The sequence below is a fragment of the Candidatus Hydrogenedentota bacterium genome (assembly GCA_013359265.1).
In the GTDB taxonomy this organism is placed as follows: domain Bacteria; phylum Hydrogenedentota; class Hydrogenedentia; order Hydrogenedentales; family SLHB01; genus JABWCD01.
Genome location: JABWCD010000023.1, coordinates 105,702 through 132,548 on the forward strand (window position 1 = coordinate 105,702; position 26,847 = coordinate 132,548).

At 59.2% G+C, this 26,847-nt stretch carries 23 protein-coding genes and 1 tRNA gene; 6 read left to right on the forward strand and 18 right to left on the reverse strand.

Annotation, left to right across the window (positions count from 1 at the left end; genetic code table 11):
* Positions 1-306: 306 nt before the first annotated feature.
* The 5 genes from HUU46_19100 to HUU46_19120 all read right to left on the reverse strand — a co-directional run bounded on the left by HUU46_19100 (position 307) and on the right by HUU46_19120 (position 7,431).
* Positions 307-1,710, reverse strand: coding sequence for a PhoPQ-activated pathogenicity (locus tag HUU46_19100; protein ID NUM55754.1), 1,404 nt, complete (start codon positions 1,708-1,710; stop codon positions 307-309).
* A gap of 185 nt (positions 1,711-1,895) precedes the next feature.
* The gene (locus HUU46_19105) at positions 1,896-3,005 is read right to left on the reverse strand and encodes an MBL fold metallo-hydrolase (protein NUM55755.1); all 1,110 of its coding nucleotides are present in this window, start codon (positions 3,003-3,005) and stop codon (positions 1,896-1,898) included.
* Between the two features lie 48 nt (positions 3,006-3,053).
* A complete protein-coding gene (locus HUU46_19110) occupies positions 3,054-4,352 on the reverse strand; it encodes a hypothetical protein (GenBank protein ID NUM55756.1) in 1,299 nt (432 codons plus the stop codon).
* A gap of 12 nt (positions 4,353-4,364) precedes the next feature.
* On the reverse strand, positions 4,365-5,777 hold the full coding sequence (locus HUU46_19115; GenBank protein NUM55757.1) for an APC family permease: 1,413 nt from the start codon (positions 5,775-5,777) through the stop codon (positions 4,365-4,367).
* Between the two features lie 10 nt (positions 5,778-5,787).
* Positions 5,788-7,431, reverse strand: coding sequence for a right-handed parallel beta-helix repeat-containing protein (locus HUU46_19120; GenBank protein NUM55758.1), 1,644 nt, complete (start codon positions 7,429-7,431; stop codon positions 5,788-5,790).
* Between the two features lie 87 nt (positions 7,432-7,518).
* Here HUU46_19120 and HUU46_19125 point away from each other — a divergent pair, with 87 nt between their 5' ends.
* Entirely contained in the window at positions 7,519-8,997 is a 1,479-nt protein-coding gene (locus HUU46_19125; GenBank protein ID NUM55759.1) for a CehA/McbA family metallohydrolase, read from the forward strand.
* Here the strand turns inward: HUU46_19125 and HUU46_19130 are convergent, their stop codons facing one another.
* Entirely contained in the window at positions 8,998-9,876 is an 879-nt protein-coding gene (locus HUU46_19130) for a hypothetical protein (GenBank protein NUM55760.1), read from the reverse strand.
* Between the two features lie 135 nt (positions 9,877-10,011).
* Here HUU46_19130 and HUU46_19135 point away from each other — a divergent pair.
* Positions 10,012-10,088: transfer RNA gene (locus HUU46_19135), tRNA-Val, on the forward strand.
* A gap of 156 nt (positions 10,089-10,244) precedes the next feature.
* Positions 10,245-11,351 carry a site-specific integrase gene (locus tag HUU46_19140; protein ID NUM55761.1) on the forward strand — a complete coding sequence of 369 codons (1,107 nt, stop codon included), beginning with the start codon at positions 10,245-10,247 and terminating at the stop codon, positions 11,349-11,351.
* A 10-nt stretch (positions 11,352-11,361) separates the two neighbouring features.
* Here the strand turns inward: HUU46_19140 and HUU46_19145 are convergent, their stop codons facing one another.
* The 12 genes from HUU46_19145 to HUU46_19200 form a co-directional block, all read right to left on the reverse strand.
* Complete coding sequence (locus tag HUU46_19145) at positions 11,362-11,583, reverse strand: helix-turn-helix domain-containing protein (GenBank protein NUM55762.1); 222 nt, start codon at positions 11,581-11,583, stop codon at positions 11,362-11,364.
* A 71-nt stretch (positions 11,584-11,654) separates the two neighbouring features.
* Positions 11,655-12,035: a hypothetical protein gene (locus tag HUU46_19150; GenBank protein NUM55763.1), complete on the reverse strand. Its 381-nt coding sequence runs from the start codon at positions 12,033-12,035 to the stop codon at positions 11,655-11,657.
* A gap of 35 nt (positions 12,036-12,070) precedes the next feature.
* Positions 12,071-12,283 carry a hypothetical protein gene (locus HUU46_19155; GenBank protein ID NUM55764.1) on the reverse strand — a complete coding sequence of 71 codons (213 nt, stop codon included), beginning with the start codon at positions 12,281-12,283 and terminating at the stop codon, positions 12,071-12,073.
* Entirely contained in the window at positions 12,267-13,109 is an 843-nt protein-coding gene (locus HUU46_19160; GenBank protein NUM55765.1) for a hypothetical protein, read from the reverse strand. Before HUU46_19160 ends, HUU46_19155 begins: the two co-directional genes overlap by 17 nt.
* 53 nt (positions 13,110-13,162) lie before the next feature.
* The gene (locus HUU46_19165; GenBank protein NUM55766.1) at positions 13,163-15,202 is read right to left on the reverse strand and encodes an ATP-binding protein; all 2,040 of its coding nucleotides are present in this window, start codon (positions 15,200-15,202) and stop codon (positions 13,163-13,165) included.
* On the reverse strand, positions 15,189-15,623 hold the full coding sequence (locus HUU46_19170; GenBank protein ID NUM55767.1) for a hypothetical protein: 435 nt from the start codon (positions 15,621-15,623) through the stop codon (positions 15,189-15,191). The genes HUU46_19165 and HUU46_19170 overlap by 14 nt, the downstream gene beginning before the upstream one ends.
* Positions 15,624-15,633: 10 nt before the next feature.
* Entirely contained in the window at positions 15,634-16,368 is a 735-nt protein-coding gene (locus HUU46_19175) for a hypothetical protein (protein NUM55768.1), read from the reverse strand.
* Positions 16,350-17,426, reverse strand: coding sequence for a hypothetical protein (locus HUU46_19180; GenBank protein NUM55769.1), 1,077 nt, complete (start codon positions 17,424-17,426; stop codon positions 16,350-16,352). The genes HUU46_19175 and HUU46_19180 overlap by 19 nt, the downstream gene beginning before the upstream one ends.
* A gap of 8 nt (positions 17,427-17,434) precedes the next feature.
* Positions 17,435-18,115 (reverse strand): VWA domain-containing protein, encoded by a 681-nt coding sequence (locus HUU46_19185; protein ID NUM55770.1) that lies wholly within the window; start codon positions 18,113-18,115, stop codon positions 17,435-17,437.
* 115 nt (positions 18,116-18,230) lie between these two features.
* Positions 18,231-19,868, reverse strand: coding sequence for an Hsp70 family protein (locus HUU46_19190; GenBank protein ID NUM55771.1), 1,638 nt, complete (start codon positions 19,866-19,868; stop codon positions 18,231-18,233).
* Positions 19,865-20,440: a nucleotide exchange factor GrpE gene (gene grpE, locus HUU46_19195; GenBank protein NUM55772.1), complete on the reverse strand. Its 576-nt coding sequence runs from the start codon at positions 20,438-20,440 to the stop codon at positions 19,865-19,867. The genes HUU46_19190 and grpE overlap by 4 nt, the downstream gene beginning before the upstream one ends.
* 116 nt (positions 20,441-20,556) lie before the next feature.
* Positions 20,557-21,279 (reverse strand): hypothetical protein, encoded by a 723-nt coding sequence (locus tag HUU46_19200; protein NUM55773.1) that lies wholly within the window; start codon positions 21,277-21,279, stop codon positions 20,557-20,559.
* A 1,755-nt stretch (positions 21,280-23,034) separates the two neighbouring features.
* Between HUU46_19200 and HUU46_19205 the strand changes: the two genes are divergently transcribed.
* The 3 genes from HUU46_19205 (at position 23,035) to HUU46_19215 (ending at position 26,790) form a co-directional block, all read left to right on the forward strand.
* Positions 23,035-24,369 carry a hypothetical protein gene (locus HUU46_19205; protein NUM55774.1) on the forward strand — a complete coding sequence of 445 codons (1,335 nt, stop codon included), beginning with the start codon at positions 23,035-23,037 and terminating at the stop codon, positions 24,367-24,369.
* A 1,258-nt stretch (positions 24,370-25,627) separates the two neighbouring features.
* Entirely contained in the window at positions 25,628-26,467 is an 840-nt protein-coding gene (locus HUU46_19210) for a hypothetical protein (GenBank protein NUM55775.1), read from the forward strand.
* Between the two features lie 89 nt (positions 26,468-26,556).
* The gene (locus tag HUU46_19215; GenBank protein ID NUM55776.1) at positions 26,557-26,790 is read left to right on the forward strand and encodes a hypothetical protein; all 234 of its coding nucleotides are present in this window, start codon (positions 26,557-26,559) and stop codon (positions 26,788-26,790) included.
* Positions 26,791-26,847 lie beyond the last annotated feature (57 nt).

The window sequence follows — 26,847 nt, forward strand, 5'->3', positions numbered from 1 at the left end:
TGAATCTTGTGCCATGACATCGTTCAGTGCTCGGTGGATATAGTTGGCTTGTCACGTGAAACACAGGGGGGCTCTGGTGGCGAAGCACGAGCACGAAGAGACAGCTACGCGCCTGTTTGCCGAGTAGATCGTTTGCGGCGGCGCCATGATTGGTGTGATTGCCGTAACTGGGAGCGGCGCGTCAAATGTCGCGGTGGCCAGTCCCGCGGGAACTCGGCTCCGCCGAAAGCGAAAGCGGTAGCGCTGTCCGAAGCGGACTTTGCCACCGCACTCGACAAGAGATTACGAGCGTTGATTGTTCGCGGACTATTTGGCCGCCGCGGGATACGTATCCGGCACGATACTGACGCCTGTGGAGAATTTGAACGGGTGCGGGAAGCTGGGGTTTGGGAATTCCATTTCGAGGAAGAATGCGGTCCAGCCTTTTTCGGGTGCTTTGACATCCGCGCGGTACATGCCCGGCGACGATTCGGCAACCGGCGTACTCGTGTACACCTTTCCGATCTTCTCGAGGCGGAAGTCGCGGCCTTCGGGATTGGTCGCCTGCCACAGGGTAACTTTGGTGGGCTTTGTTTCGCAGGTCACTTCGAGCGAGCCATCGTCGTTCTTTTTCCAGGCGAAGGATGGACGCGGCGTATTGGTGCGGATCGCTGTGTAGAACGACGCGAGATTGAAGTACGCGTCGATGTTCAGGCCGTGGTCCGTGTTTGCGATGTACCGCATGTACTTTTCGCCTTTGAGATCATCGAAGTAGAACTTCCACGAATCCGGCGGGAAGAACTGGTCGCCACCGCCGTTGAGGATGAACTTCGGCATCGTGAGGCGATCGATGTAGCTGTAGGGATCGACGATTTTGCGCAGTTCGGCGAATTCCGGCGTGTGGATGCGCGAAACGATATCCATCTCGACGTAATCGCCGATGGCCGGCGCCCAGAAGCCGTAGGATTTGTAGTGGTTGTCGAGCGATTCCGTCACGCTCAATACGTCGATAACCGCGGGCGCGATGCCGGAGACGCGCTTGTCCACGGCGGCAACGGTCCACGTCGTCCAGCCGCGTTTCGACCCGCCGCAGACAAAGAAGTGTTGTATGTCGGGATGGAGCTTTTGGGTCATGTCCATCGCGCGGACGACGGCCTTTGTCATCGGCAGGCGCGGGAGCCAGAGCGGGTCCTTTGTGAGCAGAAACTTGTCCCACGCGTACGAGATCATTTCATCTTCGCTGCGGCCGCGCTCTTTGTACTTGTCCATCTTCTCGTCGGGAAACTTGAGTGGCTGGTTGGGAATCTGCTTGACGTCCACGACGATTGATTTCGAGAGTACGGCCACGCGCGATAACGCGCCGTCGCCGCCGGGGGCTTCTCCGTCGCGGTTGCTACCGCCGTTGATGAAGACGAGTGCGTGCTCTTTGTGATCCACGACCTTCGGCTCGAAGACGACGATCCAATGCTCCCATTTCGTGCGATCGACCTTGGTGGGGTCGAGCCATTCCTGCGACACCATATGGTAGGTGCGCGCGGTATAGTCCGTCTCTTCCACGACCTTAGCGGGCGTTTCGTCGAAGGCAAACGCGGGATCGGGTTTGGCGACGTATTCGTCCAGCGGCGTGGTCTTGACAGCCGCGGGCGCGTCGGCAGACACGGCCGGCGCCAAGACGAGCATAAGTACCAGCGCGACAAAAAGCTCTACGAAGGGACCCTTAAACAACTTCATTCCAAGTTCTCCCGTTGCATGTTTTCACGCGTGCGTACGCGAAATGGCGTGCAGTGTGGGGTTGGTGACGGGGCCGGATGCCCCGTCCGCTACTCCGTCGGTGCGCAAACGCGCCAAAGCCCAAGCGCGTATTTAACCAGACTGCGCCGATAACAGCAAGGCGGCGGGCGGGGCGTATGCGCGGTTCATCGATTCGGCACGAATCGATACGTCTCTCCCCACGTCATTACAACCGCCGGGAACTGGGCCTTCATCTCGGTGAAATTCAACTTCAGGAAGGTTTCGTCGCCCCAGTACGGGACACGGTCGTTCGCCTGGTGGCCGAGTTCGTTCTCGTGGCCGGGGATGACGAGTTGCGGGTTGAATCCGCGCGCCATGCGCAGGACGTCGTTCGTCCAGTTGTTCGTCATCAACAGGTCGACGCGATGATGGTCCTTGACGGCGTCGATCCATTTGAAGTCTTCCTGATACTGCGGGTATGGGTCGTTGATCTGATCGCCGTTGTGCGCGAACGAATACCCCTCGGGAGAAATCACGAGCGTTACGTTGTTCTCGGGTCCGCCGTCCTGGTACTGAAAGCCGGGGTAGACGACGACCTGCAGTTGGACCTTCCCGTTTTGGATGGGTAGCTCCTGAACCGTGTGGGCTTCGCGTTTCATGTGCGTTATGCGCCCTTGCAGCGGCGTGTCTGCAAACACCGACACGGGCGCTACGACGGGCTTGCCGAGCTTGAGAAACGCTTCCGCGACATAGGGGTCCGCATGGTCGCGGTGTTCGTGGCTGATGAACAGTACGTCGCACTGCGCGGCGAGGCGATCGGCCCACGCATCGGGGATTGGAAAGCCGGGGGCGTCGACTCCCTTGCGGCCTTCCGGTCCGTCCCACCGGAACCGAGCGGGCCCGCGAAAGAGATCGAAGCCAACCGTGATTGATGAAGTGCGGACGACAAACCCGTGGTTGTATGCCTTCCAAATCTGCATTCCCTCGGTGGTGCGCGATTTTTCCATCTGTTGTATCGCGCGTTCCATCCGCGCGTGGTAGAAGGCCTGCACGGAGGGCTGGTTGGGGGAATGTGTGTCGTGCAGTACGGCGTCCAACAGGCGTAGAGCGAGCGTGCGTTCGCGCGGCTCCGGGACGGCGGGCGGCACGGTGTCCAGCGTCTTGGCGATCTCCGACAGAAACGCTTCCGACTGGCGGGACATGAATGCGTCGTCGCCCGGACCCAACGCGGGGTTAATGGGGTCGGAGGATGCGGCAAACACGACTACCAGCATCGATGCGCAGGAACGAAGCATGCAATTAATCTCCTGTAGACAGCTTACGTTTTCAGCGCCTTGCCACCACTAGGCGCCAATCGAGTATAGCCTCGCGTTTTGCAGGCTAATGCGCAGTTTGCACGCGTGGCCCGCGAACTTCTTTATGGTCTCCTCGCTGAGATTGAGGGGGATGTTTTCCTTATCCGTTTGGCCCACGCGGGCGCGTACGGAATCGAGCGGTTTGCCGGACTCGTCGAGGAGTTGGGCTTCGATCCAGCCGTCGCTCGCGTCGGCGTTGAGCGTGATGCCGTTTGCGGGCATGGTGAATGCGCGGGTCGTGAACGAACCGGCGTCCGCCGCGACGACGGCGGTCAATCCGTTCCTGCGATACGCGACGGTATTCATACCCCCGTCTTTCCAGATCACGAAGTGCATCTTTCCATTGCTCTCGAACGGATCGGCGTAGCTCCAGAACCCGAGATCAACGCCGCGATACGGCCGTTGCCAGGTGCGCGCATCGTCGCTGACGATAAGTTCGTACTTGAGAATGCCGCTGTGCTTGTTGGGCAATTTTGGGTCGCCGTAGTACTTCATGATCAGGCCGGCGTACCCGTCGCCATACGGAAATACCTTGAGCAGGTAGAACTCGGTTTCCGGCGCGTCGTCTTTGTCGGGCCGCAAGAATATCTCTTGCGGCGACCAGGTCATCAGGTCCGGCGATGTGCGGACGCAGAGCACGCGCTTGAACTTGTCGAGGTTGTCGGGATACGGCTTGTCCGGCCACGGCTCGAGCGCGGTTTGGTAGACAATGTACTCGCTGTCCTTGGCGACGAGCGAGTACGCGTCGTTGTGTTCGGTGAATACCGTGCCCTCGCGCTTTTCCCATCGAATTCCGTCCTTCGATTCCGCGACCATCGCGCCGGCTTCCGCGGGCAGTTCGGGCTGGTCCCAATACAGCATGCGGTAGAACTCGCCCGCGCGCACGATTTGGAATACGTTGAACCCGCCCCAGGTGGGTTTGTGCGGCGACCGCCGCATGACGACGTTGTTGGGCCCGCCCCACGCGGGCGGCGCCGGGTCCAGTTCCGGCAAGGACCATTTGTCGCTGCGCAGTTCGCCCATGCACAGCGTGCGCTGGTCCGAGTACTCCTTTTCGCTTTTGCACACGCGCTGGTACCAGATGCGCACGATCTCGCCTTCGGGAATCGAGGCGACCGGCGCGTACCACAGGTCAGGCTGGTGATTGTTGAACAAGAGCGTGAGGCCCGGCTCCGGCAATTGCGGCGCAATGCGCACGCTGTTTGCATCCGAAATGTCGCTGGGCGACAAGAACATCACGGGCAGATCGGACGCGGACATTAGGCAAATGGTCACAAATGCGAGCACGGCGGTGTCCTCCTACTGCGCCTCGGACTCTTGCTCTTCGAGCAGCGGCGCGCGATCGTTTTCTATTTCGTCATCACCGGGGATTCGGCGCACGCGTTCATCATACGGAATGCCCGCACGCCGCGCATACGCCACGCGCGCGGCGTGGTACACGGCGAGGCACACGGCCAAGACTGCGTAGCACACAATCACGATCGGCATTTCACCCGCCATCATGACGACGAAGCCGGCCGTCACGACGACGGTTACGATGGTGCAGGCCCACAGCATCCATACGGGAAATACGATGTACGCGCTACGATACAGTTCGGGATACTTGACGTAAAGCCGCAGCGAACCGAGACAGATCATGGCGGTAACAATCTGAATCCCGATCGCGGCCATAAGCCCGTAGAAATCCTGCTCGAGATTGGGCAACACGAGCGCTACGACCAGCGCGAAGAATGCGGTAATCGCGCGGAGGGGCGAGTGGGTGTGCGGCGCGACGCGGCTGAGGGCCTCTGGCAGCATGCCGTCGCGCGACTGCGCGAAGAGTTCGCGCGGCAGGGCGACGGCGGCGGCATTCAACGAGGTCAGGCCCGCGGTCAACGCGCCAAGACCAACGAAGGTAACGACGGGTGCGGGAAGGAACAGGAGCGCGCTTGCGTTGAGCGGCGCGTTTCCGGGATCGTAGGCCTCGGGCGTGTAGGGCAGTGAGTTGACGAGGACCGTTCCGATGACGATGTAGATGATCGACACGATCGCGCCGCCGATGATCAGTGCGAGCGGGATGGTGCGTTTCGCGTGGCGAATTTCTTCGCCCATTTCCGCAAGTACCTGAAACCCCATGCACGCGTTGTAGCAGAGAACAACTGCGATGAAGAACTCGCCGCCGCCGAGCCGCGGCGTGAAGGAGAACTCGAGCGGCGTCGTGGCAAACCCCGCGACGCAATAGATGCCCAGCGCGACGAGCATGTGCGCGACCATGATCACTTGCAGGCCAATGGCCATGCGCAGGCCGAGCAGCATGATCAGGTAGAAGGCTACGAGCATGCCGACGGCGATCCAATGTGGCGGCGCGCCGAATGTGAGAGCAGGGGGCAAATAGGTAGTCAACGCGATCATGGTGAGCGCAGTCGAACTCGCGCCCGCGACGAGTATGATCCCGGACGTGACCGTGCCCGCCATGGGAAAGAGCAGGCGGCTCGCAAACAGGTAGCCCGCGCCGGCGCGCGGCATCGCGCTTGCCACCTGGATCACGGGAATTGCGCCTACCACGGAAACGAACATCGCGATAACGAAGGCGAGCCACGTTGCGCTGCCGGCTTTCGCGCCAATCGATCCGATCAACGCGTAGATGCCCGCGCCAATCACGCCGCCGATGACGAGAGCGACCGCGCCCGCGAGACCGATGGTCCGTTCGAGGTGGGGTTTCGCGTTCGACACGGGCGGCAACCTAGGGCCCAGGATCGGTGTTTGCGATTTGCTTCACCACATCGGCGGGCAGCGGGCCGGTCGACACGCTGTTGCGCGCACGCAGCATGGAATTTCCCGAGAAGACGATGTCGCGGCTTAATTCACCGCGGACGTCGAGAAAAACATCGGTGGACTCCTGCGCTACGCACGATTCGATCAGGGCATTCTGAACATTGTTCAGCCGCAGCACGGCATGTTTTTGGGCGGACGGCCGCGCACGCAGATTGGCGATGTTAAGGTTATGGACGTCGTCGATCACAAGCGCGTTTCCGATTTCCGGGTTTGGCGTCGTCTGCTTCGGCACGCCGCGCAGCGGCAGGTCCCAATCATCCTTATCCGTCGGCATGGCACGCCAAAAACCGTCTTCCCAGCTTACGTCGACATTTGAGAACGTTAGCCCGCGCACATGCTGACAGTAGAAGGCGTAGCCCGGCATCGCGCCGAAGTTATCGGCGCTGGGATAGCCCTGAATGACCTCCGGCACCGCTTCTTCCACCGGCCGATACGGTGCGCCGCCGACGAACGACAGCCGCACGTTCGATATCGAAACTTTTTCGACGTTGCGGTCCGGAATGCCGGTGATCGAACATACGAGCGACGCGTTCGTCGCGACGACGTTGTCGATCGATACGTTGCGCAGGGTGCCCGGGACATCCGGTTCCATATCGCGTCCGCGATTCCCAAGACGGATGAAGATCGGCGAGCAGACGTTCACCATTGTAATGTTCGACACGACAACGCCGTCGATGTTCGATCCGTCCACCGACTCGATGGCAATGCCGCTGACCGCGTCGCGTTTTCCTTTCAGCCCATCCATTACGCAATTGCTGACGGCTATGCGCTTGAAATCCCCCGCGGACTCCGTACCAAGTTTGAACGCATTGCACGCGGTCGCAAGGTAGCAGTTCGTTACCGTCAGGTTCTCCGTTGCGCGGCGCTCGCCAAGCGTGAAGCTCGCTTTCGGCACAATTGCGTCGTCCCAGGATTCGATGTGGCAGTTCGAGATGCGCACGTTCTTGCACGAATCGGGATCGATGCCGTCGCAAAAGGCGTTGAGGATCGTGACGCCATCGATCTCGACGTAGTCGGTGCCCAACAGGCTGATGCAATAGTTCGGCGCATTCAAAATGCGGATGCCCCCGATGCGCACAAACCTGCAACGCTTGAGCGCGATCGGTTTTGGGCCATGCCGCTTCGTAAAGTTCGCGTCGATTGTGCCGCCGCCGTAGATCGCGACGTTCTCGATGTCCTCACCCCAGATGAGCGCATGATGGAAATAGGAGGTTTCCTCGTCGGACTCGTTCTTGAATCCGAGGTCTTCGTACGGGTCGTACGCGTTTCTGTCCGGTATGCCCTTGAGAACAGCGCCGGAATCGAGATGGAGTGCGATGTTGCTGCGGAGATGAAGGCTTCCGGTGAGGTACTCGCCCGGTTCAAAGTAAACCGTCCCGCCGCGATTGGACAGGGCGTCGATGGTTGCCTGTATCGCGGCGGTGTCGTCCGTTTCGCCGTTGCCTGTGGCGCCATGATCGCGCACATTGAATGCAGCATGGGCCGTAAACGAGAGCGCTACGAAGAACGTGACGGCAATGATGCGCGGGTACGCCGCGTGGGATAGACTCATGGGGCCCCCTTTTTGCAGTGCGGATTCGTGTGCAGCCCTTACGCACAGCGCATGGATTCTATCACGCAGGGCGCGAGGAGACAGAACATGGCGGATGGAGAAAAGACCGAGCCGATGGGAACGCTGTCGATCCGCGTCGTTGACGCCGCAGCAGGCACGGAAACGCCGGCGCGCGTTCACCTGACCGACCTCGATGGGAAAACCGTAAAGGTGACGGAGTTTCCCTGGTGGCACGACCATTTTGTCGTTCCCGGCGGGGGTACGTTGTCTTTGCCGGAAAGCCACTACCACGCGATCGTTGAACGCGGCGCGGAATATCGTGCCGCGCGGGCGGATTTCTCGATCCGTGGCAATCAGACTACTGAAGTTGCCGTGACAACGGATCGATTTGTCGACGTTCAGGCAGCCGGGTGGTGGCCCGGAGACTTGCACGTGCATCGTCCGCCGGAGGACATCGAATTGTTGATGCGGGCGGAGGACGTACATGTCGCGCCGGTGATTACGTGGTGGAACACGAAGAACTATTGGTCGAATCGAAGCGTCCCGAACGATCCGTCCATGAAGTTCGACGATAACCGCTTCTATCACCTGATGGCCGGCGAAGACGAACGCGAAGGCGGCGCGTTCCTGTATTTCAATGGGACATCGCCGGTGGACTTGTCCATGTGCGACAAGGAATGGCCGTCACCGTTAACAATACTCGCAGACGCGAAGCGGGCGAATTCGGGACTGTGGATCGATATCGAGAAACCGTTCTGGTGGGACGTGCCCACGGCGATCGCGCAGGGCCTGTGCGATTCGATTGGCATCGCGAACAATCACATGTGCCGGCGCGGCATGTACGAGAGCGAAGCTTGGGGCAAGCGGCGCGACACGGCCCGACTCCCCAGACCGCGCGGCAACGGTTACTGGTCGCAGGAAATCTATTACGAGCTTTTGAGCAGCGGTATTCGCATTGCTCCATCGGCAGGCAGCGCGTCCGGCGTGTTGCCGAACCCGGTCGGGTACAACCGTGTGTACGTGCACCTTGACGGAGCCCTGCAGTGGGACGCGTGGTGGGAGGGGTTGCGGGCCGGGCGCAGTTTCGTCACGAACGGCCCTATGCTGTTTGTCAAAGCAAACGGCGAGATTCCCGGCCACGTCTTCCAATCGGGCGAGCCGATCGATATCGCGATTACCGCCGAGATTCTGACCCAGGACACAATTCCGTACGTCGAAGTGATTAAGAACGGCGCAATCGATCACACTGTGCCATTCGAGGAATGGAAGCGTACCGGCTCGCTCGGCGCACTTCGATTCGACGAATGCGGCTGGTTCATCGTTCGCGCCGTGACCGACAATTCCAAGACGTTCCGCTTCGCCTCGACCGCGCCGTACTATGTGGAAGTCGGCGAGCGCAAGGAGCGCATCAGCCGCGCGTCCGCGCAGTTCTTTCTCGACTGGGTCCGTGAGCGCATCGCGCGCATCAAGCATGACGACCCGCGAAAGTTGGAGGAAGTGCTTGCGCCGCACCGCGACGCGGAGCGGTTCTGGTCGCGGCGGGTCAAGCAGGCGAACGCGCCGTAATCACCACGTCTTTACAAATGGGTCGCCGGATTTTTCACGGGCGTTGGTTGTGTTCGTGCGCCATTTCGTGTCGGTGGTGCGGCGGAATGTCTCGTTGGTGAGGCAGCTTGCGTGTTGAGCCAGAGCTTCGAAGATACGGTGTGCGATGACCATGTTGCCCACGCGGTTGGCGTGAACGCCGTCGGGATCGATTAGCCAGTCGGCGCCGCCTTCCGCTTCCCACACGTCCGCGAGGATGCAATCGAACTCCGCCGCCAGCGAACGAATGCAGTCGTTGTACGCGAGCGTTACTTCGACGCTGCCCTTGTCGTAGGGCGGGTAGCTGCGCCATCCGGTCATGTAGTAAACGGTGGTCAAGACGATGACGGGATCGCAGGCCGCCTTCACGCCGCCGATGATCCTCGCCATGTCTTCACGGAACTCGTCGATGGGCATGCCGGCGCGCATATCGTTCAGGCCGTAACAGAGAATAAACAGGTCGGGCTTCAACGCGATAACGTCTTTCTCGAATCGTTCCATCGCGCTGGGTTTGCGCGAATTTGCATAGCCCGGACTGCGCGGCGAGATCGCGTTCGCGCCGATCCCTTTGTTGAAGTACTTGACGCGCTTGCCCTGGCAATCGGATATCAGGTTGGCGACGATGTCGGCGTACCGCTGATTGCGTTTCAACAACCAGGGCCCGCCCTCGACCGTGCTCTCGCCGAGTATGACCATGCGCCGGAACGGTTCCTTGCGGTAGTCCTTTGGCTTCACGAATGCGGCCTCCTGTGCTGCATCGCGCTGTCCGAACGCAATCGCGTTGCTGTCCGTTTCGTTCACGGGTCCCGCAGCGCTACCCGCGGATACGATCGCGGCTACGACTAACGCCAACGTGCTCATGATGATACCCCCCAAAACCGATAGGTACGACGCGAGGCGGCGCGTCAATGCCCCCACTGCGCGCGCTTCCTTTCATGATGCGCCCGCCGGCCCGTTGCATACAACCCCCGGCATCTTCCATACTATTAAACCTTCGGGCGGCTAGCTCAGTTGGTTAGAGCATCTGCTTTACACGCAGGGGGCCGGGGGTTCGAATCCCTCGCCGCCCACCATTAGAGATCGTTGATAGCCAGCGACTTGCGAAGACGAGTCGCTGGCTTCATTGTGTCAAAACAGCCTGAGTGTAACAGAAAGTGTAAAACTTTCTGGCAGACTTTCGGACACTGCTGACCAGTGACGGCGTCTTTACCGAATGGAGGACGGTCGTCATGGCCAACATTCACCAAAAGTCCAAAAGCGGCGTGTGGTACATCAGCTACCGGCAAGGGGGAATTCTCAAACATCGCTCCCTTGGCACCAAGAGTGCGGCGGAAGCCCGCAGGCTCAAGCGGGAAATTGAACTCAAGGCGGAATTCAAACCATCGGTCGAATTCGTCATCGTTGAGCGCCCCAAAGCCGATGTAAAGAATCCCACACTCGACGCATTCTGGACGGATTTCCTGAGATGGGCGACCGAACATCGATCGCGAAACGCCGTGGACGAATACACCAATTGGTTCCGGCAGTTTAGGGAGTTTACGAAGATCGAGCGACTCGGCGACGCGACCGTAGACCAAGTTCGAGAATTCAAAACGCGCATCCGCACGCAAGGCAAGGGGAAGCCTGAAGGTACCGGGCTGTGCGAGACAAGCGTCAACAGTGCACTCAAAACTCTCCGCTCCATTTGGAACCACGCCATCAGGCTCAACAAGTATACGGGACCGAACCCTTTCCTCTCCGCTGAATTCTACAGAATCCCTCAACACGTTCACCGCGATTACCTGGATGGCAAAAGCATCGAGTCGCTGCTCAAGGCCACCGAACACTACGCACAGGAGAAAGGCATCAAAACCATCGAAGCGCGAAACATCCGCCTGGCCATCGCACTCATGGCATTGGCCGGCCTGCGTAAGCGCGAAGCGTGTTTTGCCCGCTGGGAATGGATCCGTTGGGACACCAAAATCATCGAAGTATCGAACCACGGCGAATTCACCACCAAGAGTCGGCGAAACCGCACCATCTCGATGCATGACGACCTCATCGCAATTCTTGCGCCGCACCGCCGCGGCGAGGGATACATCCTCGAAGCGACACGTGCAACGAACGGCAAGAACCGATACCGCGTGGAGTTTAAGAAATCCTTCCAACGCGTCTGCGCGATCGCGGGTTTCAAGGCGACGCCCCATGCGTTGCGGCACTCGTTCGCGTCCCGACATGCCGTCGCCGGAACGTCCCTGCACGTGATCGCCGGCTGGCTCGGCCATTCCTCGACGTCCATCACCGAGCGGTACGCGCACTTCCAAACCGGATACAACGAGGCCGCAAACAATATCTGAAGACATTAGATCACGCACGTTCCAGCAACTCTTGGGCGCGCGCCTGAACATACGGCATCTTCTGGCGCTCGAGGTACGCTTGCAGCTGCGCTTCGGTAATGCGTACGGGCGCCCGCGGGCCGTCGCCCAACCGGTAGCATTTCAACTCACCGGTAGCGAGCCGCCTATCGAGCGTGCGTAGCCCAATGCGGAGCCGTGCCGCGGCTTCGTGTCTGGTCAACAGGTCTTCCATGGTCGATTACCTTTTGCCGAAAGCTGGGAGGGGTCCGAAAGAGGACCCTCCCAGCGTGAATCAATTCAGTCTTACGTCGAGCAGACTCGGTGAGCCACTACGTTCGCGTACGTCTTGCCGTCACGGGCGTTGTGCTTCACCGTCACATCCAGCAACTTGTTCCTGCATTGTGAGACCGGCAGCCGAGAGCCTTCTGGCTGGACACCAATCGCGGCCAAGAATTCCTTGAACAGCCGCTTGCCAGCGGGCAGGCCGAGCGAATAGGACCCAAACAACCTCCTGTTTGCGCTCGGTCCGTCGTCCAATATCTTCATCTCGACGAGCACTCTGCCGTCCGGTTCGCACGCGACCCGCTGTACCAAGACTTGGTAGTCGCCTTCCGGAACCAAGTAGTATTCACGGGCTTCCTCATCCCAATCTACAGGTAACTCGATGACGTTGGATTCATTCATGACGTATCACCTCCTTTCAATCCAGTTGAAGTTCCCTACTGCCAAGGAGAATTACGGTCTATCAACAGCCGTAAAATCCCCACAATCGTGATGCCGATCACGCACATCGCCGCGATGACATGAACCGGCTCGAACGGCGGCAAACGAAGCCCAGTAATCGAATGCCGTTCGATCAAGGTCCAGACCATCCACGCGCCGATCACGACCGCAACGATGCGCGCCTTTGGCGGGCTAAAAATCACCCGCATTGCCTACTCCCCAATCGTCCGTAGTCTCCTCGATTACCGTCGTTTCGCCGTCGTCTTCCTCTGGCCACGTGTTTTCCGCTTCATCATCAACCGCCGCATCCGCGCGACCTTCTTGCGCGGGCAACCAACGGACGCATGAACTGCCATCGGCATTGAGATTGCGCCGTTCGCGCCACTCCCGGTACCTGGCTTCAGCGGCCGCGACATCGGCCTTGTACTCTTGCTGGATGCGCTGCAGCTCGGGGTCGTCTGGCACATAATCCGCAACCATTACCTCGTCGCTCACTCTGCGCGGCGGGCTGCTCGCACCGCGCCGAAGCTTTCCGTCGAGGTCCAGGTCGTAGACGCGATCGAGCGCGCCGCGCAACTGGGACTTCAGTTCCTGGAAGCGCTCCCGGTGCTGAACCGGTACGTCGAACTCTTCTGCGTCGTGGGCCACGCCGAGTTTGTCCATTTCGTGGACGATGTTATGAACGTGGTCGATCAGCGAATTCCCGAACGCGACTTGATCGCGGTCATACGGCCGGCCCGCAGCCCGCACGGGCACCGATCGGAACGCGCCGCCCAGTGCACCGAGCATACGGCCGCTCAGCCCAACGCTCGCGAGGCCTTGCCGCGTCGCCTCTCTTGCCCGTTGGATCACGCTGTCGTACCAACCCTTCCACTTCCGGTAGTCCATGGTCTCGCACCACTTGTCGACAGCATCCTCGTATCCGCGCCGGCGCGCCTGTTCGTGTTCTTCCTTGGTGAAGAACGAATGGTCCGGAGCGTACCGGCGGATATCGAAAGGCGGGGGCGACGAGCCGTGCCAATCGGATTTATCCATGCCTATCGATCTCCTCGTTTGGATAAGACGCACTAAAGCGCCGGAATGTCCCCTCAGAGGTACATGGCAGCCGTCTCAAATCGAATTCTGGAAAGGTGCCGGCCCAGTCCAGGCGCCGCGCGTATTGCTCGCTCCGCCTGGTTTCGCCGAGGGACATCCAGGCACACGACATGGAGCCGCGCCCAATCGGTCTTGACGATGAAATCCTTTTCGGCATTGTCGACAACGTTGGTCAACGAGATGGAAACTTCGACCGCAATCCATCCACCCGTTGGATCCTGGCCGACCACATCGACGGCCTTGCTGCCGTAAAACCGTTCCTTCCGCACGTGCATGTAACTTTGTGAAGTCAGCTTTCGCACGACCAACTCCTGAACAAACGCATGCAGAAAACCACCCTTCCCAAACGAAGGCAACCGCCCGCCCAACGCCGCAGCAAGCAGTGGCGTCGGCTCGAGCGCAATATTGGCCATTCCTCGTTGCGGTATCTCGTGCTCCTTCACCCAACCCAACCGGATAAGCTCGTTCTTCACCCGGGTTGCCGTACCGCCCTTGTGCTTGAGCCTTGCGTTGCGTACCGCGAGCAGGTCCCATGGATGAGTAAGCACATCCTGGGCGAGCGCGCGTGCACGCACGGAAACACGTCCGGGCATCCGTGCAGGCACCACACCCGCAGCGGGTCGCGTCACCGTACGCTCCACCACGTCCAGCAAAACGCGAGGCTTCCACGGTAGCGAGCGCAGTACAGGGTCCATAAGCCGTCGCCTGTCCGCGTCCGAGAATGGGAACGACGATCCCGGAAAGCGCCTGACGACGCCTGCAAATGGCTTTGCGTACCGCCCAAGGTTCTCGCGCGCCACAAATTCGCCGGAGACGGGCTTCGTCAGGCGGTCCCAATGCGCCGGAGGAAGCCCCAGCGCGTTACCAACTGCTTGCAGGTCCTTGGCGTGACTCAAGGGGCCCACCTGTACAATGACCCCGGACTGGCTGGAGACAGGCATTGCCAGATCATATGGACATTGCGAAGCGACAATGAACCGAAGGCCTGCCTGCCGCGCAATCAGGTACCGATGAGAAAGCGGCGTGAGACCGTTGCTCTCCGCCGATTGACTCAGGAACCTGTGCGCATCGTCGAGACAGAACGCAAATTGCGGCGACCCATCGTTAGGACCGTTCTTAAGGAAGTAGGCATGGGCGTATTCCATCAGAAAATCCACAACGAACCGCGCGGCGCACCCCTCATGCAAATTCGGGATCATCACCAGCGAAGGGTGACGCAACAATGCCGAGGAGAGGTCCATGCCTGACGAACAGTCGAAGACGGGACCAGTGGCCGCCATGAGCCGATCCAAGGCTGCTTGAAGGCCCTCGGAGTACTTCGATTTCTTCCGCAACGACAACTCATAAAGGTCGCGGAAGGTGAATGTCGTTGGGGTTCCGGTTCGTTGGCGGTACTTGCCATAGAGGTCCTGCAGGGTGTCGTGGAATTCCACGAGCAACGCCCGGGAATACTGCAAACCGTAGACGGCAGCGAACAACTCGATGATCAACCGTCCCCAGACCAGCGGATCGGTGCCAGGCGGCGGCGTGAAAGCGGAAATCTTGAGCTCTTGCAGGAGGAACGCGCGGCGCAGGATCGGCGGGTCGACAAGCAGGCGTGCTGCGTCTGTCTTCCACGTGATGTACATGAACGGCAAGCGTCCGGCCAACTGTTCGAGGATACCGACAATAAGCGAGGTCTTGCCGCCACCGGTCGGGCCAACGATGAGCGCATGCGGCAGGTCCTGGAGCGCGATGCGCCAGGGCAACGCCGACTCGTTCACGCCACCGACTTCGATATCTCCCTGATCGAGGCCCGTTTCGGGACCTGGATACGGGCGAAACGGATCAGGGTCCACGATTTGCCGCACGCGAAAGGCGTGCATGGACTGGCTGAGAATCTCCCGTACATCGGAATCGTCCGGGGACACTGCGGCGGCAGCCGCCCAGCCCTGGATGGCGCTCTCCTGCAGCGCACCCAACTCGTTCGCTTCATCCACGAGGCGCGCAAGCGAATCCGCATCCGCCCCGTCGTGGCGACTACGTTTCTTCATCATAGGTCACATCGAACAGCGGCCACAGGACAATTGCGAGCAAGGTGCGCCAGAAACCGCCGCCATGCGCCTGGCGCAATTTCCTAGTGCGGCACCGCAGGCAAATGTAATGGTCATTGCACACGAAGCGTTGGCGGCGCGTGAAACGGACCCATAATGACTGGCTGCATGCAGGACAGATGCCGCGAATCTGTGAGGGGGCTGAGATGCGGCAGCCGCACGCCAACAGGCGATGCGTCGACACTTCCTCCGTAATCACTTCGGCGCCTTGGGCGTCCCAATAGGTGCGTTCCTCAAACTCGAACGCCGTCCGCTCGGAAACGGGGTCTCGCGTGATGCGGGCCTGCTTCTTACGCGTGCGGCCCGTCAACACATTGCCGATCTGCTGCCGCAACGACTGATAAGGGTTTGGCTGGGACATGATTAGCTCCTCAATCCACGTTTGCGCGCGCTGCACGATGCAGGCGGCAGACTTCGCTGGGAAACACGTTTGGGTTGGGCACGACGCGGGGATCGGTTTCTACGGCCATCAAGAGGAAGTCGCGGCACTTCTGATCTTGGCCCAGGACATACGCAGCGGCGGCAGCAATGATCAGGGCGAGCGCCTGCTCCGCAGGAAGGACACGAGCGTCGCCGAAGACCCGAACCGACTGCTCGATCGCCTCGCCGTATTCGAAGTGCGCGTACCGGGTGTACGCCAGTACGAGACCTTCGGAGAGCTTTGCGTTTTGAGGCGCGACGCTCGTCGAGGAACTCGCCGTCCCCGCACGCCGGACTGAATCGGCATCCATTGCGCCGTTACCAGCTCCGTTGGAGGCAGCTGCCCGTGGTTCTCCTGCATTCGATTCGACGTGGGCCGATGTCTGCGCGCTTGTCATTGCCGGTGGCGGCGTCGACACGGGTGACTCGACTTGAGCGGTTGATCGAACCGGGTCAGCGTTTATGCCGCCGTCACCCATCGTTGCCCTCACGTCGACGCGAGGCGGTAAGGGCGCCGTGGCATTTTTGCGTGCGGCCTGTTGGCGGTCGTACCACGACGAGGTGCCCTTCAACATATTCGCGGCAATGGGAGAGGTGCTGGCGACCTCGTCCACAAGCGTCGAACAGCCGGACAAGAACGCGAGTGCATAAACAACCACAAACAGGCTTACCGTGCCGCGTCGCATGGAAATACTCCTTCGTGAATCGACACCTGATCTTCATCCAGCAGGACATGAATGACATACGGCTTGCCCGTACTGAGCGAAACGTCAAAACGGCGCGCACTCACCTCACCTTTGGGGATCACCTGGACCGCGTGCGACCCGGCAGAAATTAGAAACGGCTTCGGCCGTGGCGATTCCCCCGCATATGCGCCGTCGATGTACACGTCCGCGACGGGATGGCAGAGAATCCATACGAGATTGTCCATGGGTTCCGGCAAGAGGATGGTCCGAACCGGCAGTTCAGGATCGGATGGCGCGAACGGAATGGTCACTGTGCCGGCAGGTTGACCCAGCGGAACTTCGCGAAGTGGTTGTGGCGTCGCGTGTGGCTCTGCCTGGACCGACTGCATAGGCTCGGTCATGAAGACATACCTGGCCGGCTCTTTATCGGGCCGCGCGAGCCCACGGGACAGCAGAAAGAGAATCAATATGGCCACACCAATCGCCGCGTAGCGATGTCGATTGCCTCGACTCTGCCAGAAGCGATTCCACCAGTGCCGCGCCGCACGCGCCCAGTTCGCATAGGGCGGCTGGTACGGGGGCTGCGCAACCGGCTGTGACTGCGTCACACTCCGGCGCGGCGCCGATGATGCAGGTGGCGTAACCGGCTGGGTCTGCGCCGGTGACGGCGCCTGCGTCGCCTGAGGGATTGGCCGCGCAGACGATACGGGAGGCATAGGCGCGGGGACACGCTGCGGCCCTACAGCCTGCCGCTGACGTGTTCGAGGGGAGGCAACCGGCGCCGTTGGGGGCTGACGCTGTACAGGAGGGTGCGGCGAAGGTTGGGCCGTTGGCGGCTGCGGCGCCTGTTGACCAGGCACCAACGGTTCGAGCGCCGCATAGGCCTCGCCACACGCTGCCATGCGCTGAAAAATCTGGTCACGGTTGACACTCGCGGCGGACCGCGCCAACAGTGCACGGGCACCGGCCAGTTTGCGCTCGAGTGCCGCGCGCAGTGCATCGCGCGTCGCAGGCAGTGCGGACAGTCCGAGTGTTTGCAGCGCTTCCTGCGGCGTCATACGAGCTGCTACGCCTCGAACGTCAGCATGCCTGTAGCCAACTGCGAAAACGTCCGGCTGATCGTGGCGCCATCACCCAAAAAGCGGTAGTGAACGAATCCCGTGGCGTCTTCGGTCGCAATCTCGCGCAGAAACGACTCATTAACAGCTCGTGGAGTTCTCGCGATTCCAAACGTCTCGATCACGACCCCGCGCTCCTTAAGTCGGTGCGCGTAGTCCCGCGCCGCATGCATGGATGCATCGTGACCGTCGGTATACGCGAGAAGTCTAGTGACGGTCGGCAACCCACAGGTGTTCGTATTGATCGGCGAATTTCCGCACACGCCCAGCGCGATCGCCAGGCCTTCCTTGATGCACGTTCCCCCACTCCTGATCCGGCGCGTCTGATCCAGCGCATCGCAAAGCTTCCGATGACCGTCAACCACGTTGACCAGCGGACAAACAAGTTGGCCGACACACCCATACGTCACAATGGCGACGTAATCCAACGGGCGCCGCTCCCGTTTAAGTTCGAGGAAACTCGCCGTCGCTTCGTGCATGAGAACGCGCTTGTTCTTCCGAGTCTCGAAACCTTCCTCGTCCATACTCGGGCTGACGTCTTTGACCAGAATGTCGCAATAGACACACTCCAACCGGTGCTCTGCCGTCGGATTGGCGAAACGCTCACGCAAAACGTTGTCTGGACTCATTGTGCAAACCCTCCACGTCTTTTCCCGTTCGACTCTTTGACAGCGGGCTGCGGGCCAAACGACACCCGCAGCCCACAAAACCAGACGATCCAAGGCGCGAACACGTCCGGGTGCGTCAGCCCAACTGGCGTTGCGCGATCGCACCACGCGCATCCACCTGTCCCGCGATTTCCGAACCGCTGAGGGTATCTATGGCGTGGACATCCACTAGCCCGTTCGTGTCCACCGCAAACGTCACGCGCACCCGCTCGTCCATCGGGCCATCCGGGACCTTATCCAGGACGAACGACTGCAGCGCTTGACAGTCCTTGGCATCGCTCAGCGCCTTGCCCTGAAGGACGACGATATTTGCCGTGCCAGGAAGGCCTTCCTGAAGCATGACAAGACCGAACAACCGCGTTGCCTTCGCGGGAAGCGGCGCGCCTTGCTCGATGATGGGCGCCATGAGTTCGCGACCTGTCCGCTTGTCTATGGCGTGAATCCCCAAGGCCTGCCCGAGTACGTCGCGGACGTTAACGTCCGCCTTGAGCTGGTACTCCTCGACCTGGGCCTTGATTGCCAGGTTGCCGGCCGCGGCACGCTCCTCGATCTTGGCGCCGATAAGGTCTACCGCGCCCATGACAATTGCCTTGTCCACATCGATATCCTTACGGACCTTATCGAGGCCGACAAAGGCCTCGATGCGCGCCCGCGCGCAGTGGACGCGGGAACCGCCACCGGCAAACACCAAACCGTCGATTTGGTCAGGCTGTAGGCCGGTCTGTGTCATTGCCTCGGTGAACAGCGCGAAAATGTCTTCGCACACCGGCGCTACAAGCGACTCGAACGTGGCGCGCGTCAAGGGAACGTCGAACAGTTTGTCCTTTGCGCGGAAAGTAATCGTAGTGGATTCCCGTGTGGTGACATCGATCTTCGCGTTCTCGCATTCTGAATCGAGAAGGATGATGTCCCGCGCGTCCTCCTCGGGATCGAGCGTAATTCCGTGCTGTCGCGCGTAGTCGACACAAGAATCCACGATCGCACTCGTGAACTCGCGTCCGCCGCGGTCGTCACGGCCAGCCGTCCCGAGAACGGTAAATTCGCACCCATTCTCCACGCGGACGATCGACACATCCGTTGTGCCGCCCCCGATATCCACGACAACGAACGCGCCATCTTTACCCTTCCCATACGCGACGATGGCCGCCGTCGGTTCGTTCACCGTGCCGATCGGCGTATAGCCGGCATTCAGCACCACGTCGAGACTGGCACGGCGCTGGGCATCGTTGAAGTCCGCGGGCACGCACATCAACACGCCCACGATAGGCAGGCCCGTCATCTCTTCGACATGCTTAAGCCGCCATTGCAGGAACAGCGCTTCAAGCTCTCCTGCACTCCATATGCGGCCGTTCTTATCCACGATGCCCGGAACGTCCCCGTGACCGCGTGCGCGCTTCATGAAGTCGAAACAGTGCTCCGGATGAACTTTGCAGTAGCTCTTGGCCGCCCGACCGAAAAGTGGCTTGTCCGGATCGCCGTCTTGAAACGCAATGACCGTTGGAGTGCAAAGAAGACCTTCAGGGTCTGGCGCTACAATCTTTTGTAGGAGCGCGTTGAGAAACGCGACGAGAGTCGTCACGTTTCCCAGATCGACACCCACAACGATGCCCTTCTGGGCGTTGGGAGCGTTTTTGCGTGGTCGGCCCGGACGCTTCTTGGGCTGCACAACCTCGCTCCCAAGATCAAGTTGGTCGGCGGATTCTGCGACACTCATACTTGGCTCTCCTTTCTTGGTTGAGAATCGGGTTTGGGCACGTACTTCAGGACGGCGACCTTGGCCTGCCGTACCACTTGCCCGTTGCTTGCGAATCCTTGGAGATAGACGTCAGTTACGCGGCCATCGTCCGCGGCAACGTGTGTGGGTACCGTCCACATCGGATCGTGAAGACGGAAGTCCACGAACTCCGGGATTTTCATCGGAGCAACACCGAGCGCATGCAGGCACTCGAGGTTGCGTGCGATAAGGTTGGCAGTGAGTCTCAATTCTTGCCTGAGCCGACGACGCTGACGTTTGCTGACGCCAGCACGCGCCTCAAAGTGCTCCAAGAGCTTCACTAACTCGTCGTGCATGCGAAGCAGGTGCTTAACTTCGGCTTCGGGCGAATGGGGGTCTGCGAAGTGCGAACTGGGGCCTTGAGATTCGGCTGCGATTTCCGACCGCGGACACCAACCCTCCGACTGAAGACGCTCCCAAAATTCCGCAACCGTCGCCTGAGCTACCATCCGAATCACGCGACCTAAGAACCAACCGTTGCGCCGATGAACCTTTGTGACAGTTCTTGACATGCATTCGCCTCCTTTCTCGAATTGAAGCGCCGCAGCCAGGCGAATTACCCGACTACGGCGCCCCAGTAAGAAACGCACATGTGGTGCGCGATGTCCGCGCAACCGACTCAGCAGAGCTACGCGACGTACTCTCTATGAGCCGGGAATCGGTCGCGGTACGCGTCTTTAGCCGTCTGAATCATTTTGCTGGCACGCGTGCGCTTGGTTCCCGTCATCTCTTCAATATCCCGCACGGAGCAATTTCCCATCGTACTAAGAGACAGAAGCGCAACTTCTTGCGTTATTTCCTCCTGAAGTTCGGAAAGCGCCACGTGAACATCAACAATGGGTACGACCTTGCACATCTGTGTAGAACACGCGGGAACGACGGCGCGGAAGACGGCAACGTCGCAGTCTTCCTGCATGGTTTCGTCGTTCAGCCCGGCTTCCAAGTCCACGAACACAAAGCGTTGGTTGCTACGGAACGTGCTGATCGCCGTCCGGTACGCGACCTTCAAGAGCCACGACCACTGGCCACGTTTCGCGGGAACCCGCGTGGGATCGCTCCACGCCTTTTCGAACACGGTTTGGTACAGGTCATCCGCGGCGGATTTCTGCAGGCCAAACATCAGTGAGACGAGCCGGATGACGGAATCCAGTCGCCCCCGAAAGGCATGCAAGTCAGCACCAAGTTCTTCACGGCTCCCGTACGTTGGGTTCTTTTCCGTTTTCCGCTTCTTGGTGGCATTGGGCTTGTTCGCGGTCTTAGCTGACGCATACTTTCCCGGGCCTTTCTGTTTTTGGGACAATTTGGACGTTTTCGATACGCGACGGCGATTGGATTTCTTTTTGAATGACATCTTCCGACTCCTCCGGAGTAGCTGCCGGACACGGCGCGCCAGCGCCGGCAGTGCTCCACGCTCGTTGCGGTTTAGGAGTCGGGCCCGACTCGGGTCACATGCTGAAGCGAGCGCGTGGTTCTCAGTAAGCTGCGCAAGATATCCCGGCTTGGCGCCTCGGCTTCCTGAAACCTGCGCGTTCTCGTTTCAACTGCCGACAGAGTACTCATCGACGTTGCACGAAAGGTCCACCCGCCCTGACATTCTTTGTCCACCTACAGCTTGTTTCGGCACTTGTAGACCTTGTGGTTCTGCGTTTTCTTGCCATACAGCGAAAAGACGAGAAAGGGCTTGAGATCAGGTCGGGGTTTGTAACGGAGCGATCGCGAAAAAAACAGAGAAGCGCAGCCTCGTCGAATCGAGGTTATGGGCGTTTGCGACAGGAATCCGGCCGAGTTGCCGCGAGGCGACTACTGCGAATCATCTTGAGTTCAGCGTTTCGGAACGGAGGCGAGAGAGAAACCATGGATGTGACTGCTAGGTGGCGAGCTTCGAAGTCAGTGCGGCGAGACTGGGCGTGCCGAGCCGTGATCCTCCTCATGGCACCACCGGTCCTTCCTCAGTCGCGAGGTGTGCTTATCGCTTCTAATCCAACAGTAGAAGAAAGGCTCCGAGGATATCCTGTACTTGCCCATTCCTGGAATTGGCTCAACGATTCCCTTGAATACGCCGTGTAGCTTTGAGTTTACGGCGCTGAGAGTCCTGCGTATGTTCGAGGCCGTAAGCTCAACAGTCCCCCCGAATGTTTCGCGAGCGATTTGTGAGTGAGGGATTTCGGCGCGAGTTCGTAGCGCGCTGAGTATCAAATATAGAAGGACTCTATGGCGTCTTTGGAGTGCATGGATAGAAACGGACAAGCACTCTGCCGACTTTCTCCCCTTCATGTTCTTGTTGCGAACCAGTATTTCATCGGTTCTTTCATCAACCACCAAGTGAAAGTCACTTCGGTGAGCGAGAATATCGGATTTGATTTGGCGCTCGCTTCGAAAGCCGGACTTTGACCCTGTTCCATCCGGCAATCGCCACGCGACGTAATACTGGTCGCTCTGAACCGGTAATGGAGGGAGTTCTGCGCGCGACGGCAGATTGATATCAAGAATACTTGCGACGAGATGGGGCACAACCTGCATCAAGTGCTGCGCAAGTTTCTCGGAAGCGTTTGTGCGCGCTATCGCGTCCTGAATGACACTCGTTAAGGTTTTCTCGTCCAACGCCCTCACTTTCTTGATTTCCTGAAGTGCCATGACGCTATCAAACATAATCAACGTGACGTAACTGAGTCTGCGGTCAAAAAGGCTGCGCAACTGGTCTGTCAGCCGCGCCGACGCCTGTTCGTCCCATATTCGCTCTCGCGTAGTGGGCCCGGCGTCTTCGATACGCCGTATCCCGACCCTCCCGAGGCAAGATGCCCAGACCGCATTGAAGTATTGCATCTTGGACGGAAAAAGCGACTGTAGCAATGCCTCAGTTGCCGCTTTGGTTTTCTCAGTTAATCCCATGGATTGTGATCATCCTGTCCATTCTCTGGACCGACTAGTTAGCGCGATGGTGCTGCCGCCAGTGAGCAAGTAGTATAGACCAATAACTCCCTGCCGCACAGGGATGCGTGCCAATTCATGCGTGCATAATTCGCAGTTCACTGCGGCTATCGCGGGGACTGCGACGCCCTCGGGTGCAGGATATCGCCGCAAAGCAACGACCGTGGGAGAATAGGAAATGGACTCTCGAAACAAAACCACACTGCATACGACCTTGGGCCAATATAGCCCGTCCGGCTTCTTTACGAAGACGTGGTTTTCACCGGAGGATATCCGGCTAGCCGATCCCGGCGGTCCGACCTACGAACAGAACTGGCACATTTGGTCCACTTTTCTGCATGAATGGTTCCACCATCTTCAGATTATCGGCACAACCTATGGAAGATTTCATTACGACATTACATTGACTGCCGGTGCCTGCATCTCTCGCGCGTTGCGTCAACTCTTTGAAATCCATGATCTCGGAAGACTGCGCCGTCCGGTCCTTCTTGATTTATGCCGGCTTTCCAATACTATTGACCAGGATCCATTAATTCTCGGGTCTAGGGCCGCGGCGATTCGAACTGCGCTTTTTGGTGATGATCAGGACGTCTCTACTGCAATTCCTGCTTCGCTTACAGCTCCCCTTTCCACATCGAGTCCGCACATCGAGGTTGCCGGGAACAGCTACGTAATGGGAGGTCGACACATTCTGGAGGGACATGCGCGAAGCAACGAAACGGTATATCTGGCATGGACGCTAAGTCAGAAGACCTTCTGCGAAGCGATGGACCAAATGGGAGACCTCGATCCCTACCAGCTTGCCGAAGCACATCTTCGAACCCGCGCTGGTCTTAATGACGAGATACTCTTACGTCTCCTATGCGACGTCGCCATGAATCCCGGATGGCTGGAGCGTAGTGAACGTATTGCATGGGAAGATTTTCACCCGGGCTGGAGATTTGTGCGAATGGTCGACGCACTCGTGGAGGACCTACCGCTTCGTCGCCTCACCCCGTCCGAAACGGACTGGGATAAACTGGATGACTACACCGCGCTACACGAGGCATTGCTGGCCCGCTTCGGGTGGAAGCGGCCGGAACACATTCTGCCCGCTACAACAGGGGACTTCCCGTGGTTTAGCTCCGCAGTCTTGCGGTTACGCACCAAGGCACCCCTTGCTTTCGCGCTGCTCACCGAAAACATGAAAATCATGCAAGCCATTTCGCCGCTCCGCTTCGATAGCTATACACCAAGCGATCTGAAATCGGAGTTGAGCGAAACGCTCAAACCGGCAGAGGAGTTCGAGGCGCGTCGCTATATGGCAATCATATTTGACAATACGGTTAATGAATTGCTGACCAAGCGCTATCTCACTTGTCCCATACACGGAACTTCTTTCCCATCGTCAACTGGTTGTCCGACGCCCTGTCATTTTCCGGGATTCTTCAGAAGCAACTTCGGCATATCCATTGAGCAGTTCCTTTCCATTCCGCTATCCGACCAAGGTGAAGGTAGACGGTTGGTACCTTGAGCCATCAAGTAAGAATGGTTCTACATTGAAATGAATCCAAGTACCGTGCCGTAGTGACGTTCGAAGGATTTGCGATGGAGTATTGCGCAACGTTTGGGCGTTGCTTTGCCATACACGTTCAAATCCACTTTTTCGCATGCGAGTGGCTCAGCGATATCCTCTGCCGTCCCCGGTTGCTATTCGCGCGCCAGGAATTGATACGTGCTGCAACAGCGACCGAGAAGCTGGAACTCGTAGGTTCTGTTCGGCTAGTTGTGCGCGATTATACGTTACTCGCCCAATCTCACTCGCGAGATACCCTGGCAGAGGTTCGTGCAAGTGTTTCGGATATACGTAAATTACTTGCAGTCCGGCATTCGCATAGGCCTTTGTCTTTTCTTGGACGCCCTGATCATATTCCGGCAGTCCGGTCATCCCGAAGTATTCGATGTATAGGCCTAGGTCGGGCAGCAGAAAGTCGGGGTACCAGATTCTTTGCTTTCCGTTCTGGGTCACGACAACCGGCGCCTCATACATGTACCGGATACCGCATCGTTCCAGGAACGATGCGATCTGTCGTTCTCCCTCAGATTTCAGCAGGTGTGCATAACCGCAATCAATGACTTCCTCCAGTCCCGGTGCCGCCTTATCCATCAGGCTAAGCGGAAAATCGGCCAAACATTTAAGCTTTTGCCGTCACGCACCAATAGAGAAATGCACGGCAACTTCCGCGTGGGCCAATTCCGCATCATCGCAAAGTATATAAAGACTGCCACACCTCCGAACTGCCAAACCAAACACAGCAACTCGCGCATACAGCTACATTTCCCTAACCCGGATTTTGTGACCCGTAAGCGATCGCTGTATCCGGCAACAGCTCCACACCGCCTCCCCTACGGCCAACTGCCGAGGAAAAGAAGGCAGGAGCACCGCATTGCCGGTAAACCACGCCATCGGGACCTCTCGACGAGCGCCCCGACCACACGATTTCTTTAGCGCCAGCTATTCCCGCCTCACACACCGCGCACCTCGACGATAACAATTTGGCCGTCGCTTTTCTTCGCGCGGTACCCGCGCAGCACTACCGACCGCTTCAATCACCGCATTCTCAGAAAATCGCGCAGCCGCGCCCGCGGACAATTTCGTCCCTCATTTCACGTACTTGGTCAAGAAAGAGGAAAGCCGCCTCTCGCCCCAAAGTTTTCACGCAGTCAGTTTACCGGCCCAACAGGAACCCAGCAGGCCTGTTGGGCCTCAACACCCAAAGGAGGCAAACACCATGAAGTTTTACGGACACAGCAGAGAAGTCGCCGACCGCATCGTGGAAGCGTTCCGGCATCCGGAACAACTCCCCGAGGCGCTCGCACCCATCTTCATCCACGGCGCAGATGACGTTCCAAGCAGCAAGTGGTCGTGGTCAAACCGCTTCATCCTCGCCCTATACGGCACAACGGACGCACGCGGCATTCGGCAATGGAACCAAATCGGCCGCCGTGTAATCCCCGGCAGCAAGGCCATCCACATCCTCGCGCCATGCGTCAAGACCGTCACCGCAAAGGATGAGGAAGACAAGGAAACCGAACAGCGATTCCTGTACGGGTTCCGTTCGGTACCCGTCTTCGCGGTGGAGGACACCGACGGCGAACCGCTACCGGAGAAAGACCGTGAAGCAGACACCTGGATCGCTTCCCTGCCACTCGTTGAAGTTGCCGAGGCCTGGGGCATCCACGTCGGCTCATACGCCCACCACGGGAACGCGCCGCTCGGCTACTACCGGCCTGGCGCCAGCGGCGAATCCATCATGCTCGGCGTGGAAAACGCCTCCACCTGGGTTCACGAACTCACACATGCCGCCGATCACCGCCTGGGTGCACTCAAAGAAGCAAAGTGGCACCGTGAGATCGTGGCCGAGCTCGGCGGCGCGGTCCTGCTCACGTGCATCGGAGAAACCCACGAAGCAGACCTCGGCGGCGCGTTCAAGTATATCGAAACGTACGCAGCAGAAGCCGGAATGGAAACGGCGCGCGCCTGCATCGAAGTGCTCCACCGCGTCTGCGACTGCGTCGACCTCATCCTGAAGACGGCCCAGTCACTCGAGACAAACGCCGTCCCTGCCTAACCGCATTCCACGAACCAACACGCAACGGCCCAGTCAGGGGCAATCCGGCACCGGCGGACCCAGCCGGGCCACGACCAAGGAGGAACACAATGAACAACACCTTAAGCCACTCGCCAACCTGCCCCGTCTGCGGCGCCGCGCGCATCGCCGCAATAGAGAACGTCCCCGTACGCGGCCGCATCAGCGTAGAACGTCGATACGCCTGCGGCAGACGCGTCCAATGCACCTACGCGCTAGTCGAAATGCGCGTTCAGCCAGAATGCGGCGCGCCACACGATAGCAATGACCGCCAGAGCAAGGAAGCGTCGTCCCAAGACTGGTAACCAAGCGGAAGACCATGCAGGCGAATAGTCTCGGTTCCCCTTCGTAGAGACCGCTCC

Excerpts from the sequence above, each read along its gene's own strand:
- HUU46_19180 (NUM55769.1), bottom strand. The coding sequence starts at position 17,426 with ATGACGCCGCAGGAAGCGCTGCAAACACTCGGACTGTCCGCACTGCCT.
- HUU46_19165 (NUM55766.1), bottom strand. The coding sequence starts at position 15,202 with ATGAAGAAACGTAGTCGCCACGACGGGGCGGATGCGGATTCGCTTGCG.
- HUU46_19155 (NUM55764.1), bottom strand. The coding sequence starts at position 12,283 with ATGCGGGTGATTTTTAGCCCGCCAAAGGCGCGCATCGTTGCGGTCGTG.
- HUU46_19185 (NUM55770.1), bottom strand. The coding sequence starts at position 18,115 with ATGAGTCCAGACAACGTTTTGCGTGAGCGTTTCGCCAATCCGACGGCA.
- HUU46_19205 (NUM55774.1), top strand. The coding sequence starts at position 23,035 with ATGGACTCTCGAAACAAAACCACACTGCATACGACCTTGGGCCAATAT.
- HUU46_19125 (NUM55759.1), top strand. The coding sequence starts at position 7,519 with ATGGCGGATGGAGAAAAGACCGAGCCGATGGGAACGCTGTCGATCCGC.
- HUU46_19160 (NUM55765.1), bottom strand. The coding sequence starts at position 13,109 with ATGGATAAATCCGATTGGCACGGCTCGTCGCCCCCGCCTTTCGATATC.
- HUU46_19130 (NUM55760.1), bottom strand. The coding sequence starts at position 9,876 with ATGAGCACGTTGGCGTTAGTCGTAGCCGCGATCGTATCCGCGGGTAGC.
- HUU46_19145 (NUM55762.1), bottom strand. The coding sequence starts at position 11,583 with ATGGAAGACCTGTTGACCAGACACGAAGCCGCGGCACGGCTCCGCATT.
- HUU46_19175 (NUM55768.1), bottom strand. The coding sequence starts at position 16,368 with ATGCGACGCGGCACGGTAAGCCTGTTTGTGGTTGTTTATGCACTCGCG.
- HUU46_19120 (NUM55758.1), bottom strand. The coding sequence starts at position 7,431 with ATGAGTCTATCCCACGCGGCGTACCCGCGCATCATTGCCGTCACGTTC.
- grpE (NUM55772.1), bottom strand. The coding sequence starts at position 20,440 with ATGTCAAGAACTGTCACAAAGGTTCATCGGCGCAACGGTTGGTTCTTA.
- HUU46_19190 (NUM55771.1), bottom strand. The coding sequence starts at position 19,868 with ATGAGTGTCGCAGAATCCGCCGACCAACTTGATCTTGGGAGCGAGGTT.
- HUU46_19210 (NUM55775.1), top strand. The coding sequence starts at position 25,628 with ATGAAGTTTTACGGACACAGCAGAGAAGTCGCCGACCGCATCGTGGAA.
- HUU46_19215 (NUM55776.1), top strand. The coding sequence starts at position 26,557 with ATGAACAACACCTTAAGCCACTCGCCAACCTGCCCCGTCTGCGGCGCC.
- HUU46_19105 (NUM55755.1), bottom strand. The coding sequence starts at position 3,005 with ATGCTTCGTTCCTGCGCATCGATGCTGGTAGTCGTGTTTGCCGCATCC.
- HUU46_19170 (NUM55767.1), bottom strand. The coding sequence starts at position 15,623 with ATGTCCCAGCCAAACCCTTATCAGTCGTTGCGGCAGCAGATCGGCAAT.
- HUU46_19140 (NUM55761.1), top strand. The coding sequence starts at position 10,245 with ATGGCCAACATTCACCAAAAGTCCAAAAGCGGCGTGTGGTACATCAGC.
- HUU46_19200 (NUM55773.1), bottom strand. The coding sequence starts at position 21,279 with ATGTCATTCAAAAAGAAATCCAATCGCCGTCGCGTATCGAAAACGTCC.
- HUU46_19100 (NUM55754.1), bottom strand. The coding sequence starts at position 1,710 with ATGAAGTTGTTTAAGGGTCCCTTCGTAGAGCTTTTTGTCGCGCTGGTA.
- HUU46_19150 (NUM55763.1), bottom strand. The coding sequence starts at position 12,035 with ATGAATGAATCCAACGTCATCGAGTTACCTGTAGATTGGGATGAGGAA.